This is a genomic window from Bacillus bruguierae, from assembly GCF_037104725.1.
GTDB lineage: Bacteria > Bacillota > Bacilli > Bacillales > Bacillaceae_G > Bacillus_A > Bacillus_A bruguierae.
Genome location: NZ_JBAWSX010000013.1, coordinates 93905 through 109647, shown reverse-complemented (window position 1 = coordinate 109647; position 15743 = coordinate 93905). Strand labels below are relative to the sequence as shown.

The following is a 15743-nucleotide window of genomic DNA, read 5'->3' as shown; positions in this document are numbered from 1 at the left end:
GATAAAGTAAGAATGCTAGATATACAAGTGACATGTACAAGACAAAGGAAATGGCACTCCTTATTAAGAAGTGCCATGATTATCATTTTTGCAAACAATAAAAGCTCAATGTTCCATCTGCTTCATCTGCACTTACAAATATATTACGGTTGCTAATCTTATGAATCCCTTCTGGTGCTTTGCCTCCTGAAGGAACAAGACCAATATAAACAGGGAACATCGGGATCGTTATATCAAAAAAGAGTACTGCATTTGCTCTTTCAGCAGCAACAGCCATAATCGGACTTTCTTGTATGATTCCTGTTGCAACATTTTCCACTTCACTGCCTCGGCTATTACTACGACTATCTAAATATAAACCTTTAGCTGCCACTTTTTCATCAATAAGATTCATACTATCATATATAAGCGAACCATTTTGACTCCATACAGATATATTGCGTCCACCTGATTTCACACCATCTTTAAATTCATTTTTCCCTAGGTCTCCTTCATTAGCAGTAATTACAAAACGCCCTGATTGATCCCACGTTATACCATCTGGTTCTGGTCTTGCAATCAGTTCATCTTGAAAAGAAACAACACCATCATTTTGCAAATCTGCTTTATGCTTTGTTGTTCCAAGGCCAAATATCGTTTCAATGTTTTGTCCTTGCAAATTAACAATAGCAACTGCATTGTTTTCCTGTAATGTGACAGCAGCTTTTTCTCCATTTGGACTAATCGCCACATATTCTGGCTGCGGATCATGCTTGTACACTGTTCCATTTCCAATCTGACTTATATCAATTGATAGCTCATGGTGAATTCCTTTCAATACATCTCCATTAGGGAACGTGATGATAGAAATTGTACCCGGTCGCTTTGTTTTTTTCATATTGACTTCGTTTCCGTCATTTGGATCTCCTTCTTCATCCTCATTACAAACAACAAGCTTTGTCCCATCTTTTGATAAAGCAATAGAATCTGGCCCTATACCCACCTCGTATATTTTCACAATATTTTTGGATGATAACTCTATAACTGCTATCTTTCCTCTATGCGCATTATACAAGTTATCCCCGGTACGAAAAGCAACAAATGCATACTTACCATCTGGTGTAACTGTTGTACTCGTCACCTCTGCTTCGGAATGAATTCCTTTCAAACTCACCGTCCCTTTCAATTGAATGTCTTGTAAATTTTCAATTGAAAGGATGCTAATTTGTCCTAAGTCTGCTTCTGTTACAACTAACGTCTTACCATCTGGTGAAGATGCCGCGATTTCTGCTTTTTTGCTTGGCATTGGAAAAATAGCCGTTCTTTCTATTTTTGTATTCTTATGCTTATTACTAATAAATTTATTTACCATTTCCTCTATTTGCCCACGAAATGCTGGGTTTGAAATACTCCCTTTTGGTAAACTTTCTATTTTATTGGCAAATTGTTTCGTTTCTTGATTTACTTCTGCGTTTACATTACTGCCTGTCCATAAGACACTCGCTATAATTCCCCCAGATAGCAAAACCTTCTTCATTCTCTAATCCCCCCAATTTCAATACTTCTTCTATTGTAAAAAGGATTTGTAAACTCTCTCTATAGCATTTCATTAAGCTTTTGTAAAAATGCGGAAAAATTTCTCGGGTTTTAAATATAAAAAAAGATGTGCTCTTTGGCACACCTTTTACACAACCTTGTTACGATATAAAGAAATATGAAATATTGTTGTTTGGATTAGTAAAATGATAAATATTACATACAGTGGATATTCCGGAATGTTTCGATTAAATAGTGGATAAGCAACTAACGTGGCAGCTGCGATAGGTAGAATACACCATAATGAAAGAAGGGTAGTTCGACACGCTTTCGCCGTCAATATTTCTTCCCTCTCATCTTCACTTGGAAATAATAACGGAAATGTCCAAAATGATAATTTCTTATATTTCTTTTTTTGCACCTTGTAACCAATGAATATCCCTACCCCTACAATCAATAGCAATGTAATTGGCAGCATATTCATCGTGACAGTCCACGTTTGCTTTTCAGTACTGATGATGTTTGCAAGTTCCGTAATGACATGAAAATTCTCAACGAACCCCCAACCCGCTATAACAAGTATACCTATATTTATTAGATAAGAAAGACCAATTCTATTCATTTTCTCCCTCCTCCTTTTGCAGTACAAATACATCTTCCATCTGCAAGCCAAACACATCACAAATCATAAGCGCTAATAATAATGATGGTACATAATCCCCCTTTTCAATAGCAGCGATCGTTTGTCTCGTTACCCCCACCTTTTCAGCCAATACACTTTGCGAAAAATGAAAGCGGGCTCGTAGTTCTTTTACTCGATTATAAATGGTCAATTTTACCACCTCTCACCATTATTGTATGCTAAACTTCACAAAATGTAAACCCAACTTAACATTTAACAATAAAAAAATCTACTTTGCTTTTGCAAAGTAGATTTTTACTTTAATCTAAAATGATAACACGAACTTGTTTTCTACCCCAAGCGCTAGAAACCTCTTTATTTGGTACGAAAACATCAATACGGTATCCTTTGATAGCACCACCAGTATCAGCAGCAATAGCTTCTCCATAGTTTTGAACCCACACGCGTGAGCCCAATGGAATAACCCTTGGATCAACGGCAATTAACTTCATGTTTGGGTTTGCAGTTAAATCATAGTGCCCCCAAGCAGAATATACATGCTCACCTGGCTGTTTCCCATTTTCACTTGGATCATTTGTGTAAGCCGTAGCTTCTACAAAAATTTCACGACCGCCTTTAGTTGGTTTTTCTGGAGTTTTTTCATCTCCTTTTGGTGCTTGTGAAACCTGTGGAGCTTGTGGAGCTTGTGAGGCTTGTGAGTCTTTCAAAGCTTTTTCACGCTCTGCAGCTGCTTGTTGTTCACGAGCAATTGTATCTTGTACGCTCTTCATATCTGCTTCAATCTTTGCTTTTTCTTGCGCAGCAAGTGTCAGCTGACTAGAAATTTGATTATACTTTGCTTGTACAGATTGTAGATTATCTTGACGTTTCTTTAAGTTGTCTTGTAAATCAGCTTGTACTTTTGCTAATTTTTGTTTATCGCCTTCTAAAGATCTTTCTTTTTCATCAATTACCTTTTTATCAGCTTCAATTTGACGAAGATCTTGTTCTTGTAAACGAAGAATCTCTTTATCTGCATCCATAATTGTAGAAACTGCAGTCATACGTTGCAGAAGCTCTGCAATGTTTTTTGAATCTACAATTACTTCTACTACTAAATTTATATTTGAGTTATCTTGAACAGAGACCATACGTTTTTTCATAATATCTTTACGCATAAGTACTTTTTCTTCTAAACTAATAATCTCTTTCATCTTTTGCTCAATTTGCTTATGCGTTTCATCGATTTTGCGCTGAATTGCATCTTGCTCTTCTTTATTTTTTGCAATTGTATTATTTAAGTCTGATAATTCCTTTTGAATGCCCTCAATGTCTTTCATTACAGCTTGCTTTTCTTTTTCTTTTTGCTGAATGTCATTATTATTATTTTGCAATTGCTGCTGCATGTTGTTTAATTTCTCGTCGTTTGACTCAGCTTTTACAGCAACTGTACTAGTGAAACAAATAAATCCAGCTAATACAAAACTACTGATACGCTTAAAATAGTTCATAATCCGACTCCCTTCTTCTACATTTATACATGATTTATTTTACAGTTTGTTTACAAACTCATTAAATACAGTTTATTTTTTATAACAAAATATAACGAATCATAGAAAAACTGTAATAAACTTATTTTAATATCTTTATTTTTCCATATATACACATTTAAAAATAACACTACAGCCCAATATAAAGCGAAAAATTTCTCAATGAGAAGCCTCCTTATTCTTCATTGAACAAATCGAACTCTTCTGAGCAGATTTCTACTTATTCCTTCATTACTCACAAGTAACGAGATAAAATGAGATTTTAAAAATCTCACTACCTATTATGAAAAGAAACAGAAAATCATAGAAGCTTGGAGAGAAGACTATATAAATCCATTTTAATTTTTCAACATCTTTGTCTAGCTCTGCCTCCTAGGCTCCGCTTTTCTTTATAAGTCGCTGCTATGCAAAATACAACATGACCGCTACTTGCTTGCTCCCTTTGTTTTAAACCTCGCATGTGGCAGGAAAAGGCCCTGACCGCTTCTATGCACGGTCAGATGCTCTCGTCCTCGCCTAAAAAGAAAGGGGGGTTATGTCGGTTTTTCAATTTGCATTTATATATGTTTACAAATTACAAAATCAAATACAAGAATTAGAACATCAAAATGTGATCACTTCATTTTTTTGTAAGAAATTGTCGTCTCCTTTGCGTTTACTCTGATTTTTCTGAATAGTATTATATTTTATATAAATACTTTTTGCTAAATCCATACGGAGCGGAGGAACTATTATTGTAAGCAGTAGCTTACTAGGGGTGAATCTTTTACAGTAGGGTACCCTTCAATCCCCGAGCCCGACAGCTAGCTTCGTAAGCATAACTAGAGAGATTGCCTATGTTATGACTGAAGAAAATCAATGCTAATCTACTACTAAAAAAAAGAGGGATTCATTATGTTCATTGTGACAAATACGCTTTATATAAAAATAGATTGCGAAAACGAAGTACTAAAAGCATTAAAACAATATTATCCATCTCCTAATATGCTAGGTTTTATTAATATAGAAATCTCCTATACAAAACATGTTAGAGATACTACAGAATTCTTTATTCGCACATTATGGAAAACGCAAGAGGACTACCGAGAATGGCTAACTTATCAAAAGAAATCTACTACAATTACATGGCAGCAGCAAATTCAACCATATATCATTTCTTCCAAGTCTAACGCAGTTCAACTACATTAGAATTCTACTAAAAAAGAGTATGGAAGCAATATAGCTTCCATACTCTTCAAAATTAACACACTTTCTTTTCTTGACAGTATAAGTGAATAACATGTTCATTCTTCCGAAACACATCATGTGTTATATTTTACCGCCCGCTCCTCCCGACAACTATAGCTCTTGTGTAAGGAGCCATTCATCATAAAAAACATTCTCATTATACTTCCGCATAAAGGAAGTTCTACTTTATCCCGCATTAACGGACAGTAAGATCCCCACCTCAAGATTCAGAGAGAAGCAAAGAAGATAGGTGGGGGATAACTGCCCGTAAAAGCCCGATTGGTTCAACTAACCGTCAGCGGGGGATGAAGAAAACCCCCACTGACGGAAGTTTCACTTTATTCCATATTTAACGAAAATATTTTTGCTAAATATGGATTTAAAAACATTGCTGTTGGATCTACTGTTTGTCTCACCTCTAAAAAATGATGCAATTTTGGATATACTTGCTGCAACGAATCATATGTCATTGTATGCATTTTTCCCCAATGCGGACGTCCTTCATACTTTTGAAAAATACGTTCTACTGCTTGAAAATAAGGTGTGTACTGCATCCCTCTGTACATATGAACCGCAATATAAGCAGAATCTCTTCCATATGACGGACTAAGCCAAATATCATCTCCTTTTGCATAGCGACATTCAATAGGAAAATGTACTTGAAAATTTTTTTCGTAAATGAGATTATAAATTTCTTCTACTGCTTCTTTCATATATTCTGCTGGAATACTATATTCCATCTCATAAAAACGGACGTTGCGAGCAGTTGCAAACACCTTATAACTTGGACCTACAATTTTGGTATTTGGTACTCCCTTAGCCGATAATTGACTAACACTTTTACTTATAGAAGGAAAAAGGCGACAACTCTCTGATAACAATGAAAAAGCCATATTTTCTATTAAAGCTGTTTTGAGTTTATGCCACTTTAGTTCTCCTCCTACTTCCTCCGTTACGTTTGTAATTTTCACTTGAACATCGTCAGAATATGGAAAGATAAAAAACTCAAAATGACGATTCTTCTTATATTCTTCCAATTTACTCATAACAGTAGCAAATGATTCTTTTTTACTTTCATAAGCAAGTGAATATGCTGGAATGACTTTTAGTTTGACTTTTACAATAATCCCTAGCATGCCAAGTGACAATTGAAACCCCTTCCAATATTGTGGATATTCTTTTTCAGAACACGTGATCACTTCTCCTGATGCAAGAACCGCCGTTACTTCCACAACTTGTGTTGCTAAATTTCCAAGTGAAATTCCTGTTCCATGCGTGCCTGTACTAATTGCCCCAGCAATAGACTGCGCATCAATATCCCCTAAATTCTCTTGTGCATATCCGTTCTCTTGCAATATTTCACCTAACTGATATAGCTTTGTACCTGCCCATACTTCTACAATTAATGTTTGTGAATCAATCCCGCTAATCCCTTGTAATTCATCCAAAGAAATTAAAATCTCTTCAGTTTGAACAAGTGGTGTAAAAGAATGCCCTGAACCAACCACACGAATACGCTTTCCAACTTCTTTTGCAAAATTTACAGCCTGGGCCACTTCTTGAATACTTTTCGGATACATCGTATACTGCGGCATTCCTTGCACATTCCCTGTCCAATTTCGCCACTTCTGGCCCCTTATAGAAAGCATTGCCCGTCCCCCCGATATGTTCGATATTCTCCTACTACTTCACCATCAGAAATACGATGTAAAGAAGAAAATCTTTCACATAACTCCCCTGCTTTACTATGCCGAAACACAATCCCCTCCCCAATTCTTAATTGTTCTGTTCCTTCATAGTAAACAGGTGTTTGCACTTCACCTGCTCCTTCTAACGGAAGTAACTTTGCTCCACTTGGCATATACGGCTGTGGTTGCTTCTCCTTTCCAGTCATTCCCGATGCAATATATCCTCCACCTAAACATGTATAAACACGAGGTTCTGGCTGGCGGACAATTGGTAATACAAATCCAACTGCTGGCTCAAATGCAATATCTTTGTAATAATCAAAAAGTAGCGGAGAATAAAAAGCAGACCCAACCGTAATTTCTGTAACAGACTCATCCTGAACGGTTGTCTTTATACTGCCTGTTCCCCCGCCATTTACAAAACGTAATGAAATTCCTTTTTGCCCTAATGCTTGTACAATTAACTCTCGTCTTTTTGCAACTTCTCTTACTGATCGTCTTTTTAAATAAGAAACTACTTTGTTGTGTAAGCTTTGTTTTGGTACATTATCTCCTACACCTGCTATCTGTGCTTCATAACCCATAACACCATCTATTTTGAAACAAGATGATTGTAAAACTCTATCAGCTACTTGTAATACTTGTTCTGCGGTACGCAAAGGAGACCGTTTTACTCCAAAATGAAAACCAAGAAAACGACTGCTCATATCAATATCAAAACAAATGCGAAACTTTCCTTCTACTTGCAATGCAATATGCTCCAAATACAGAATGTGCTCTTCGCAATCTACCATACAAGTAATCTTGTATCCTTGTTTTGTAAGTATACTTATTTTTTGCAGAGCCTCTTCATCCCATGCCGGATATCCAAGCAATAAATCATCAAACCCCTGTTCAATTAAAAACAGGACTTCCGCTGGTGAGTAGCACATAATTCCTTGAAAACAAGAATGTGATTGTAAAATTTTCTTCATCACTGAAACAGAGCGCAATGATTTGCTCGCAATCCGAACACGTTTTCCTTTATGAAGCTGAATAATAGATTGAATATTTCTCTCTAATGCATCTTCATTAAGAAAGGCACATGGCATTGAAAGTCCTTGAAACGTTCTACGATCCACATCTCTCCCTCCCCTTCTATATATTTCTTATATATATTGGAAGGAACATGAAATTTTCCTCTTCAAAAGAAAAAAAGTTCCTTCTCATCGAAGAAACTTTTTTTCTTATTTCATAGAAATTGTGGCTTGTACTGGATAATGATTGGGATACATATATGTTTTAAACAAAAATTCGTCATTAACGATTTACGTACGTATCAAACCATAAGTGAATATAACCAGCTGTAACGCGCTGTGCTTCCGTTAAGCGTTTCCCTGTCATTGGTGTCACTTCTGCCCGCCATTTATTTGCATATTCTTGAGATGTAGCTGCTTTTACAAACCCATTTTTTGTTGAATCATTCACAATACCTGGATAATCTTGTTTAGCTGCTGCCGCCGCTCCGTGAATCCACTCTTCTGGGTTTGTTCCCTTCCAATTCCAATATCCGTTACCATCTGCAACTTTATAGTTATCTTTAATTGTATCAACAAAATTTTCATACTTGGAGTGGAAACCCATTGGATAAGAAAGATTCGTAAAGTTTGCTGCGTGCATTGGCTGATTTACATCTCCTAAATAATGAAGAGATAATCCTAAATAGAAGAATGCTTGTTTCATATCTTTGTTTTGGTACGCTTCACCAGCAAGTTTAAAATATTTCGATCCCGTTTCTTTTGCCTGTTTTGCAAGAGGGATATATGTTTTCTGTGTATCTGGATCATAAAAGTGAGAAGCAAATGTACTATTATCATAATAAGGATTCTCATAATCAGCTGAATAAATCCCGTTTTCTAAGTCTTCACGCCACTCATTTAATAAAGCAGTTTCATTTGGTTTTACAATTGTTGTATTACGAGACATAATATCAATTGCACGATTTACAATCCATAAATGAGAATTAACACCTTCTTTATGTCTATCCTCAGCAGACCATCTTAAAATTGGTGCCTGATGCCCACCACAATCATTTGTGTGTGCAAACGCTATACTTTGAACTGGAGCAGCCAAAGTAACCATAGCAGCTAATGCCAATACTTTCTTTTTCATAAAAAAACCTCCCATTTTATATGTAGTCCTAACATAAAATAAAATTCTCTAGTGATATTTGATTAACCTACGATAAGAATATCTTATTTTCCAATCACTTTCTATCATTAAAGTGAAATATGTAAATGTTCATACCCTATTTTTGGGATTCATATTATAGAGGGTGTTGAAAAAACCATAAATATTCAATCATACATGCATAAAAAAATCCGTCTTTTTGGAAGAATGATAGTAGGCTAAACTATCTCCAGAAAGCACAGATTTACTCGTACGATAACTACATTTGAAGAAACTCAATCCCTTTTACACATATTATTTGCTTACGTGGGCAATTTAAACCTCGCATGTGGCAGGAAAAGGACCTGACCGCTTCTCTATACACGGCTAGATGCTCTCGTCCTCCCCTAAAAAGAAAGGGGTTTTTATGTCGGGTTTTTATGTCATTTTTTTAACTTGTATATATATAGTTTTGTAACACCCTCATTCGTTTATTACTAACGTTATGAATAAATGATATAATCTATTTTTATCTTATGTAATAAATTCATTGAAAAGGTGAGAAAGCATGGAGAAATGGTTTACACTTCGAGAAATTGCTCGAAATACATCTATACCTATTCAAACGGTAAAGCGCTATGTAGAGGATTATCAGTCATATTTAAATATGCGTAACGAAGAAGGAGTTTATATATTTCATGAAACATGTGTTTCTACACTACAAGAGGTTAGACAATGCTATAAAGAAGGAAAGAATAAAGAAGAAATTAAAGAGATTTTGAACAAAGTTTGTAACAATTCCACAGCAATGGTAGTCAAGGGGAGTACATGTAATGAGGTCCCTCTATTATTAGAACTACATAAACATTTGGAAAAAGAAAATAATGTTCATCAAAATCTTATGAAAATGGTTCAGGAGCAAAGTAAAGAGATAAGTAAGCTACATCAAAAATTAAATGAGCATTTAGAACAAAAAGAGCGTATCGCAATAGAAGAAAGAGATCGTACATTAACACAGTTACTTAGAGAGATGCAAAATGTAAAAAGAGAACTAGCAAAATCAAAAAAGAAACCTTGGTGGAAAGTTTTCTTTTTTGAAAAGAACTGAAATTACATTTATATACATGCTTATCTCGCTATTCACGGATAGTAAGACCTTCACTGATTAAAGTTTCACTTTATTTTTAGTAGAATCATGTATGTTTCCTTTCTTTTTGAAAATGCTAGACTTTTTTTGACGATTTTATTAAGGTAAATATTGTGCACAAAAAGGAAAGCTCAAATTTGAGCGTTGGGAGTAGTTTATGACAGAAAATAAACAACAAAAACGCTTAATACTCTTGCTAACTGTTGTGCTGGTTGCAGTATTCCTATGCGTTAGTTGTCAAAGTAAGAAAACAAGTTTGAAAAAGTCTCATGATGATGTAGCGGATGTACATGAGGATAAAGATTCGGAAAAATCCAGTCAGAGCGATTCTTCTAAAGCAAATGTTAAAAATAATGTTTCTACCGAAGTACAGAAGGAAGCTACTTTCGTTAAGTTAGGACAAAACGACAACGATCAAACTTCAAACAGCATGAATAATTTAATACAGCCAGTACAAGTTAGTAAGGCACAGGAAAAAGAAAAGCTAGAAGCAGCTAGACAGCAAGCTGAAGCAGCTAAACAGCAGGCAGATGAAGCTAGACAGCAGGCAGAAGCAGCTAAACAGCAAGCAGATGAAGCTAGACAGCAGGCAGAAGCAGCTAAACAGCAAGCAGATGAAGCTAGACAGCAGGCAGAAGCAGCTAAACAGCAAGAGGATGAAGCTAGACAGCAGGCAGAAGCAGCTAAACAGCAAGAGGATGAAGCTAGACAACAGGCAGAAGCAGCTAAACAGCAAGCAGATGAAGCTAGACAGCAGGCAGAAGCAGCTAAACAGCAAGAAGAAGCTAGAAAGCAAGAAGAAGCTAGAAAGCAAGCTGAAGCTAGAAAGCAAGCTGAAGCTAGAAAGCAGGAAGAAGCTAGAAAGCAAGAAGAAGCTAGAAAGCAAGAAGAAGCTAGAAAGCAAGAAGAAGCTAGAAAGCAAGAAGAAGCTAGAAAGCAAGCTGAAGCTAGAAAGCAAGCTGAAGCTAGAAAGCAAGAAGAAGCTAGAAAGCAAGAAGAAGCTGGAAAGCAAGAAGGAGCTGGAAAGCAAGAAGGAGCCGGAAAGCAAGAAGAAGCTAGAAAGCAAGAAGAAGCTAGAAAGCAGGAAGAAGCTAGAAAGCAAGCTGAAGCTAGAAAGCAGGAAGAAGCTAGAAAGCAAGAAGAAGCTAGAAAGCAGGAAGAAGCTAGAAAGCAGGAAGAAGCTAGAAAGCAGGAAGAAGCTAAAAAGCAAGAAGAAGCTAAAAAACAAGAGAATAAAGGTCATGTACTAAATGCGTTTGAAAAACGTGTTGCGGAGCTAGTTAATGTAGAACGAGCGAAAGCGGGCTTATCTCCATTACAGATAGATACAGAGCTTAGTAAAGTAGCACGTATAAAATCAGAGGATATGTTGAAAAATAATTATTTTGATCATAATAGTCCGGTTTATCATTCACCATTTGACATGATGAAACGTTTTGGTATTTCTTATTCCGCAGCAGGTGAAAATATTGCTAAAGGGCAACAAACACCAGAAGAAGTTATGAACGCTTGGATGCACAGTCCAGGGCACCGTGCGAATATTTTAAATGGTAATTTTACTTATATAGGTGTTGGTTACGTGGAACAGGATAATATTTGGACGCAACAATTTATCAAAAAATAAATAAAAATTGTTGATAAACTCGAGTTTTTAGCAAAAAACTTTTTTGGACTTGCAAGTGATGGGATTTTAATTATGAAACGAATTCAACCGTTTGATAAATGTATTCCATAAAGAGTTCAATAAAAAGTTTTGAACGACAGAAGTCATTTTTACGAATGACTTCTGTTTTTTTTATTGTAAGCGTCAAATATTCTCCACCTACAATTTGTAAATAGCCCATAAGATACTCTTCTTGCATACGATATAAATACAAATTAAAAAATCGACATAAAAAAACTCTTTCTTTTTAGGCGGGCGAGAGCATCTGGCCATGCAAGGTTTAAAACAAAAGGAGAAAGCAAGTAGCGGTCATGTTGTATTCTCCATAACAGCGACTTAGATGGCAAAAAATTAAAATAGATTGATATAAATAGAATGAAGACATGCAAAACTCTATTTTTCACTACCTTCTAATATCTTTCATCTCCTATAACCCCATACGCAAATTTCCAAACATACCAATCAATTTCATTGCGGAGAAAATTAGCATTATGTCATAATAGCACAAGAGAGGTGAAAGAGTTGAAATACTTTATTTATTTTATTGTTATCATCGCATTTTTCGATACATTTTCACAATTACCAATTATGAGTACATACGCACAAAATCTCGGGGGAACTCCTCTTATTATCGGTCTTGTCGTTGGAATGTACTCGTTCGCTAATATGATTGGCAATATTATTGCAGGTGCATCTGTTGATAAATATGGTGCAAAAAAAGTTCTTTATATTAGCATGGGTATTACAAGTCTCATAGTTTTGTTATATACCATTGTTCAAAGCGGAGAACAACTTATTATCGTTCGTTTTCTGCACGGATTTAGTGATGGTTTCTTAATACCAGCTGCCTTCACTTTCTTATCAAAACAAACAAACTCAACAAAACAAGGGAAAGCAATGGCTTTATCTGGTGCAGCCGTTGGAACAGCAGCTATCATCGGTCCTGCATTCAGTGGGATTATGAAAGCAAAAGCTGGTATACACTGGGTCTTCATTACAATTTCTATCTTAATGATACTTGGTACAATGATCTCACTTTTCTTGCTGCCAAATAACATAACAAGAACAAAGTCATCACGGATACAAATGATGAACAAAGAAGAACTGCTTGAATTATTAAAGTTCGAACCACTATTACAAGCATATATCGGTGCTTTCACCTTAATGTTTTCACAAGGAATTGTCACATATATGTTACCTGTAAAAATAGAAGCCTTAGGACTAAAAACGTCTACAACAGGAATGATGCTTAGTGTCTTTGGAATCACTGCAATCCTCTTCTTTTTACTACCTACAAATCGTATATACGATTTCTTTAACCGTCAAAAAATGATGGTTATCGGTATTGCAATCATGGCATTGGCACTATCATTGCTTGGTATATTTACAACAAAGAGCATGCTTTTTGTTGTAATGATGATTTACGGAATTGGATTTGCCATTCTCTTTCCTTCTATTAATGCCTTACTTGTTGAAAATACAACAGAAGACAATCGCGGAAAAGCATTTGGATTATTCTATGCATTCTTCTCATTAGGCGTTGTTGCCGGTTCTTTTACAATTGGAGCAATCGGCGCCTCACCGAGCGTAAGCTTTGTAATCGGAACAGCTTTCTTACTTACTTTTGCTTCAACAATTTATGTACGAGGAAGATTTAAAAAAGCAATGATGGAATAATCCCCATCGCTATCAAGCTAACAAAACAAAATACCCCCTAAAATGAAAAAATACGCTATTCTTTCTGTAAAATCATAGGAAAGAATGGCGTTTTTGTATGTCTATTTCTGTATGGGGTAGCACCACATCGCCATCAAGCTAATATTTTAGAGTATCCCAAAAACGAAAATTTGATCTCTTCATAGTTGACCATGAAAATTCAGTTCATTTTTTTCGTTTTTGGGAACAATGAATGTCTTAAGTTGATGAGCATATGATACTCCCCCTATAGAAAAATTGGGTAGATCAGGCAAGATGTTAATGATATTTTATTGATGTTACTAATGTAGTTACCAATGTATATGCCATACATAGTAAGAATAAAAAGATAAATATATCTAGTGTTAAAAAAATATATAATATTACTTTTATTTTTTTAGACTTATCATTTCTAATCATATATATAATAAATAGAATTGTAGTTGATTGAAATAAAATAGTAAAAAATACAAATACGGTAGAAAACACTATATTTGGTATAAATATGGTGTTCGCAATAAGCAAACAACTAATTACATTAAGAACAAATGTAGTTACTATAAAAATATACTTATAAACGTTTTTAATTTTGATCACCTACTTTATCATTTTTTCTTATTTGATAATACAGTTGTTTATTTTTATGGTTATATATAAGTATTTTGTTATTGTTTTCGTCTACAATATAAACATCTTTTTCTTCCCAATCTATTCCATGAGATATATCTTTTTTAATAGAAAATAAAACCTTTTTATTTTTAAAAGGAATTGAATTTCGATTAGCATGAATATCTATTTCATGTTCTTTTATTTTGAGGCTATAATCCCCTGAATAATTGGAGAAAAAAGGTTTTAATTCACTATAAATATATAGAATTTCTTTTTTATCGGTTTCTTTATAAAAGTGTGAATTAATAACCTTTAGATCTGATGTTTTTATATCCTTTGGTATAAGTAAAAAAGCAACAAAACAACAAAGTATAACAATAATAGTAAATAAAGAATATATATATACATAGGTCATCATCAAATATCTTTTGTAATTACTTTGTTTTATTATTTGATTTTGCAAATTTGAATCCTCCTTTAATAAAGAATCAATTGAAACATTAAATAGTTTGCTTAAGGCTAATAAATTGGTTAAATTCGGAAGACTTTTTCCTAGTTCCCATTTAGATATAACTTGTCTTGAAATAAATAATTGGTTGGCTACATCTTCTTGTGTCATTTTATTTATCAATCTTAAATGCTTTATCTTCTCTCCTATATTCATGTTTGTACCTCCTTTAATTAATTTAATTTATTCTAATATTAAATAGTAAGAAACGAATCGTAGCATTACAAAAAAAAAACATGCAACGATCTGTTGCAGACCTTTTTATTGTGATTTATCTTCTATTTTTAATAATTAACAATTAAGAAGATGAGTTATATATATATCCAAATTAAAAATCCGACATAAAACCATTTTTTTAGGTGGGCAAGAGCATCTGGTCATGCGTAGAAGCGGTCAGGGCCTTTTTCTGCCACATGCGCAGTGAAAACCAGAGATAGCAAGCGAGTACAGTTTCCTTTTTCTCTGCATAGCAGCAATCTATATGTCGAAAAGTTAAAGTGGATTTATATAGCTTATGAAAGGGGGGAATACAAGACTAGAGGATATGGCAAAACGATTATTGGAAGAAGGCAAATAATTGTTAAGAGTCAATGGTAAGCGGACCGTAGGGGTAGCGTCCCGAAAATGTGGACTTACAGCGTTAATCTGTTTGTAGCATTAAAAACAAAGAATTTAACAACGATAAGACTTTTGAGACAAGTCATACGATACACTAGCAGGCTTTATTTGATGTGAAATCGCTTAAGTCCCAAAACGTTTTTATATCAATACTTACCTAAAAGTTGGAATGAACCCCTTCTAATTTCTATTCTATATTTAATAACCCATATATTTCTAGGTTTTGTTCCAAGTTTTTCATTTTAAAAAGCATATTGAGATAATCACTTTGCTGACAACGGTAGCTGTTGTTGCTGTTCATAAACAGAATCTAAATAAAAAAATAGAATAACTTTCGACAATTCCCCCGGAAATATTTTTTCTCTCTGCACAACTCGATAAAATATTTAGGAATTTATCCCGCTATTTGTGGGCAGTAAGACCCCCACCTCAAGATTCAGAGAGAAGCAAAGAAGATAGGTGGGGGATAACTGCCCGTAAAAGCCCGATTGGTGAGAGCTTTCCGTCAGTGGGAGATGAAGCCCCCCCACTGACGGAAGTTTCACTTTATTACAAACTATAAATCCATTTTAAATTTTCGACATAAGTGTATAACTTAATAATGTCGTTACTGCAAATGCCGAAAAAACTCGAAACGGTGTTTTCTTCCCTACTTCATATCCCTTCCATCTTTTCTTAAAATTTTAATATTCACCTTTTAAAATACTTATTGCATTTGAAGGAATTTCTAATAAAAAACGGTCGATATATCAG

At 34.8% G+C, this 15743-nt stretch carries 11 protein-coding genes, 1 pseudogene and 1 riboswitch; of the genes and pseudogenes, 4 read left to right on the top strand and 8 right to left on the bottom strand.

The window, feature by feature from the left end; all coding sequences use genetic code 11:
* Positions 1–82 precede the first annotated feature (82 nt).
* From WAZ07_RS19360 to WAZ07_RS19345, 4 genes are all read right to left on the bottom strand, one after another.
* Positions 83–1516: a YncE family protein gene (locus WAZ07_RS19360; RefSeq protein WP_336473737.1), complete on the bottom strand. Its 1434-nt coding sequence runs from the start codon at positions 1514–1516 to the stop codon at positions 83–85.
* A 147-nt stretch (positions 1517–1663) separates the two neighbouring features.
* Positions 1664–2137: a DUF2178 domain-containing protein gene (locus tag WAZ07_RS19355; protein ID WP_336473736.1), complete on the bottom strand. Its 474-nt coding sequence runs from the start codon at positions 2135–2137 to the stop codon at positions 1664–1666.
* Positions 2130–2348, bottom strand: coding sequence for a helix-turn-helix transcriptional regulator (locus tag WAZ07_RS19350; RefSeq protein WP_336473735.1), 219 nt, complete (start codon positions 2346–2348; stop codon positions 2130–2132). Before WAZ07_RS19350 ends, WAZ07_RS19355 begins: the two co-directional genes overlap by 8 nt.
* A gap of 109 nt (positions 2349–2457) precedes the next feature.
* Positions 2458–3648 carry a 3D domain-containing protein gene (locus WAZ07_RS19345; protein WP_336473734.1) on the bottom strand — a complete coding sequence of 397 codons (1191 nt, stop codon included), beginning with the start codon at positions 3646–3648 and terminating at the stop codon, positions 2458–2460.
* Positions 3649–4379: 731 nt separating this feature from the next.
* A riboswitch (cyclic di-AMP (ydaO/yuaA leader) is annotated at positions 4380–4521 on the top strand.
* A gap of 60 nt (positions 4522–4581) precedes the next feature.
* Between WAZ07_RS19345 and WAZ07_RS19340 the strand changes: the two genes are divergently transcribed.
* On the top strand, positions 4582–4875 hold the full coding sequence (locus WAZ07_RS19340) for an antibiotic biosynthesis monooxygenase family protein (protein WP_336473733.1): 294 nt from the start codon (positions 4582–4584) through the stop codon (positions 4873–4875).
* A 377-nt stretch (positions 4876–5252) separates the two neighbouring features.
* Here the strand turns inward: WAZ07_RS19340 and WAZ07_RS19335 are convergent, their stop codons facing one another.
* From WAZ07_RS19335 to WAZ07_RS19325, 3 genes are all read right to left on the bottom strand, one after another.
* Positions 5253–6563, bottom strand: coding sequence for a D-arabinono-1,4-lactone oxidase (locus WAZ07_RS19335; protein ID WP_336473732.1), 1311 nt, complete (start codon positions 6561–6563; stop codon positions 5253–5255).
* On the bottom strand, positions 6551–7723 hold the full coding sequence (locus tag WAZ07_RS19330) for an amino acid deaminase/aldolase (protein WP_336473731.1): 1173 nt from the start codon (positions 7721–7723) through the stop codon (positions 6551–6553). The genes WAZ07_RS19335 and WAZ07_RS19330 overlap by 13 nt, the downstream gene beginning before the upstream one ends.
* A 178-nt stretch (positions 7724–7901) precedes the next feature.
* Positions 7902–8753, bottom strand: coding sequence for a phospholipase C (locus WAZ07_RS19325; RefSeq protein WP_336473730.1), 852 nt, complete (start codon positions 8751–8753; stop codon positions 7902–7904).
* Between the two features lie 565 nt (positions 8754–9318).
* On the opposite strand from WAZ07_RS19325, the gene WAZ07_RS19320 reads away from it, so the two are divergent.
* The 3 genes and pseudogenes from WAZ07_RS19320 to WAZ07_RS19310 all read left to right on the top strand — a co-directional run bounded on the left by WAZ07_RS19320 (position 9319) and on the right by WAZ07_RS19310 (position 13237).
* Positions 9319–9858: a DUF3967 domain-containing protein gene (locus tag WAZ07_RS19320; RefSeq protein ID WP_336473729.1), complete on the top strand. Its 540-nt coding sequence runs from the start codon at positions 9319–9321 to the stop codon at positions 9856–9858.
* 1285 nt (positions 9859–11143) lie between these two features.
* Positions 11144–11521 (top strand): annotated as a pseudogene (locus tag WAZ07_RS19315) (CAP domain-containing protein); the annotation flags it as partial.
* A gap of 561 nt (positions 11522–12082) precedes the next feature.
* Positions 12083–13237, top strand: a complete 1155-nt coding sequence (locus WAZ07_RS19310; protein ID WP_336473728.1) for an MFS transporter — start codon at positions 12083–12085, stop codon at positions 13235–13237.
* Positions 13238–13838: 601 nt separating this feature from the next.
* Here the strand turns inward: WAZ07_RS19310 and WAZ07_RS19305 are convergent.
* The gene (locus WAZ07_RS19305) at positions 13839–14528 is read right to left on the bottom strand and encodes a helix-turn-helix domain-containing protein (protein WP_336473727.1); all 690 of its coding nucleotides are present in this window, start codon (positions 14526–14528) and stop codon (positions 13839–13841) included.
* Positions 14529–15743 lie beyond the last annotated feature (1215 nt).

What these genes read in the sequence shown, in the direction of transcription:
- WAZ07_RS19360 (WP_336473737.1), bottom strand. Translation starts at nt 1,516, where the DNA reads ATGAAGAAGGTTTTGCTATCTGGGGGAATTATAGCGAGTGTCTTATGG.
- WAZ07_RS19355 (WP_336473736.1), bottom strand. Translation starts at nt 2,137, where the DNA reads ATGAATAGAATTGGTCTTTCTTATCTAATAAATATAGGTATACTTGTT.
- WAZ07_RS19345 (WP_336473734.1), bottom strand. Translation starts at nt 3,648, where the DNA reads ATGAACTATTTTAAGCGTATCAGTAGTTTTGTATTAGCTGGATTTATT.
- WAZ07_RS19340 (WP_336473733.1), top strand. Translation starts at nt 4,582, where the DNA reads ATGTTCATTGTGACAAATACGCTTTATATAAAAATAGATTGCGAAAAC.
- WAZ07_RS19335 (WP_336473732.1), bottom strand. Translation starts at nt 6,563, where the DNA reads ATGCTTTCTATAAGGGGCCAGAAGTGGCGAAATTGGACAGGGAATGTG.
- WAZ07_RS19325 (WP_336473730.1), bottom strand. Translation starts at nt 8,753, where the DNA reads ATGAAAAAGAAAGTATTGGCATTAGCTGCTATGGTTACTTTGGCTGCT.
- WAZ07_RS19320 (WP_336473729.1), top strand. Translation starts at nt 9,319, where the DNA reads ATGGAGAAATGGTTTACACTTCGAGAAATTGCTCGAAATACATCTATA.
- WAZ07_RS19305 (WP_336473727.1), bottom strand. Translation starts at nt 14,528, where the DNA reads ATGAATATAGGAGAGAAGATAAAGCATTTAAGATTGATAAATAAAATG.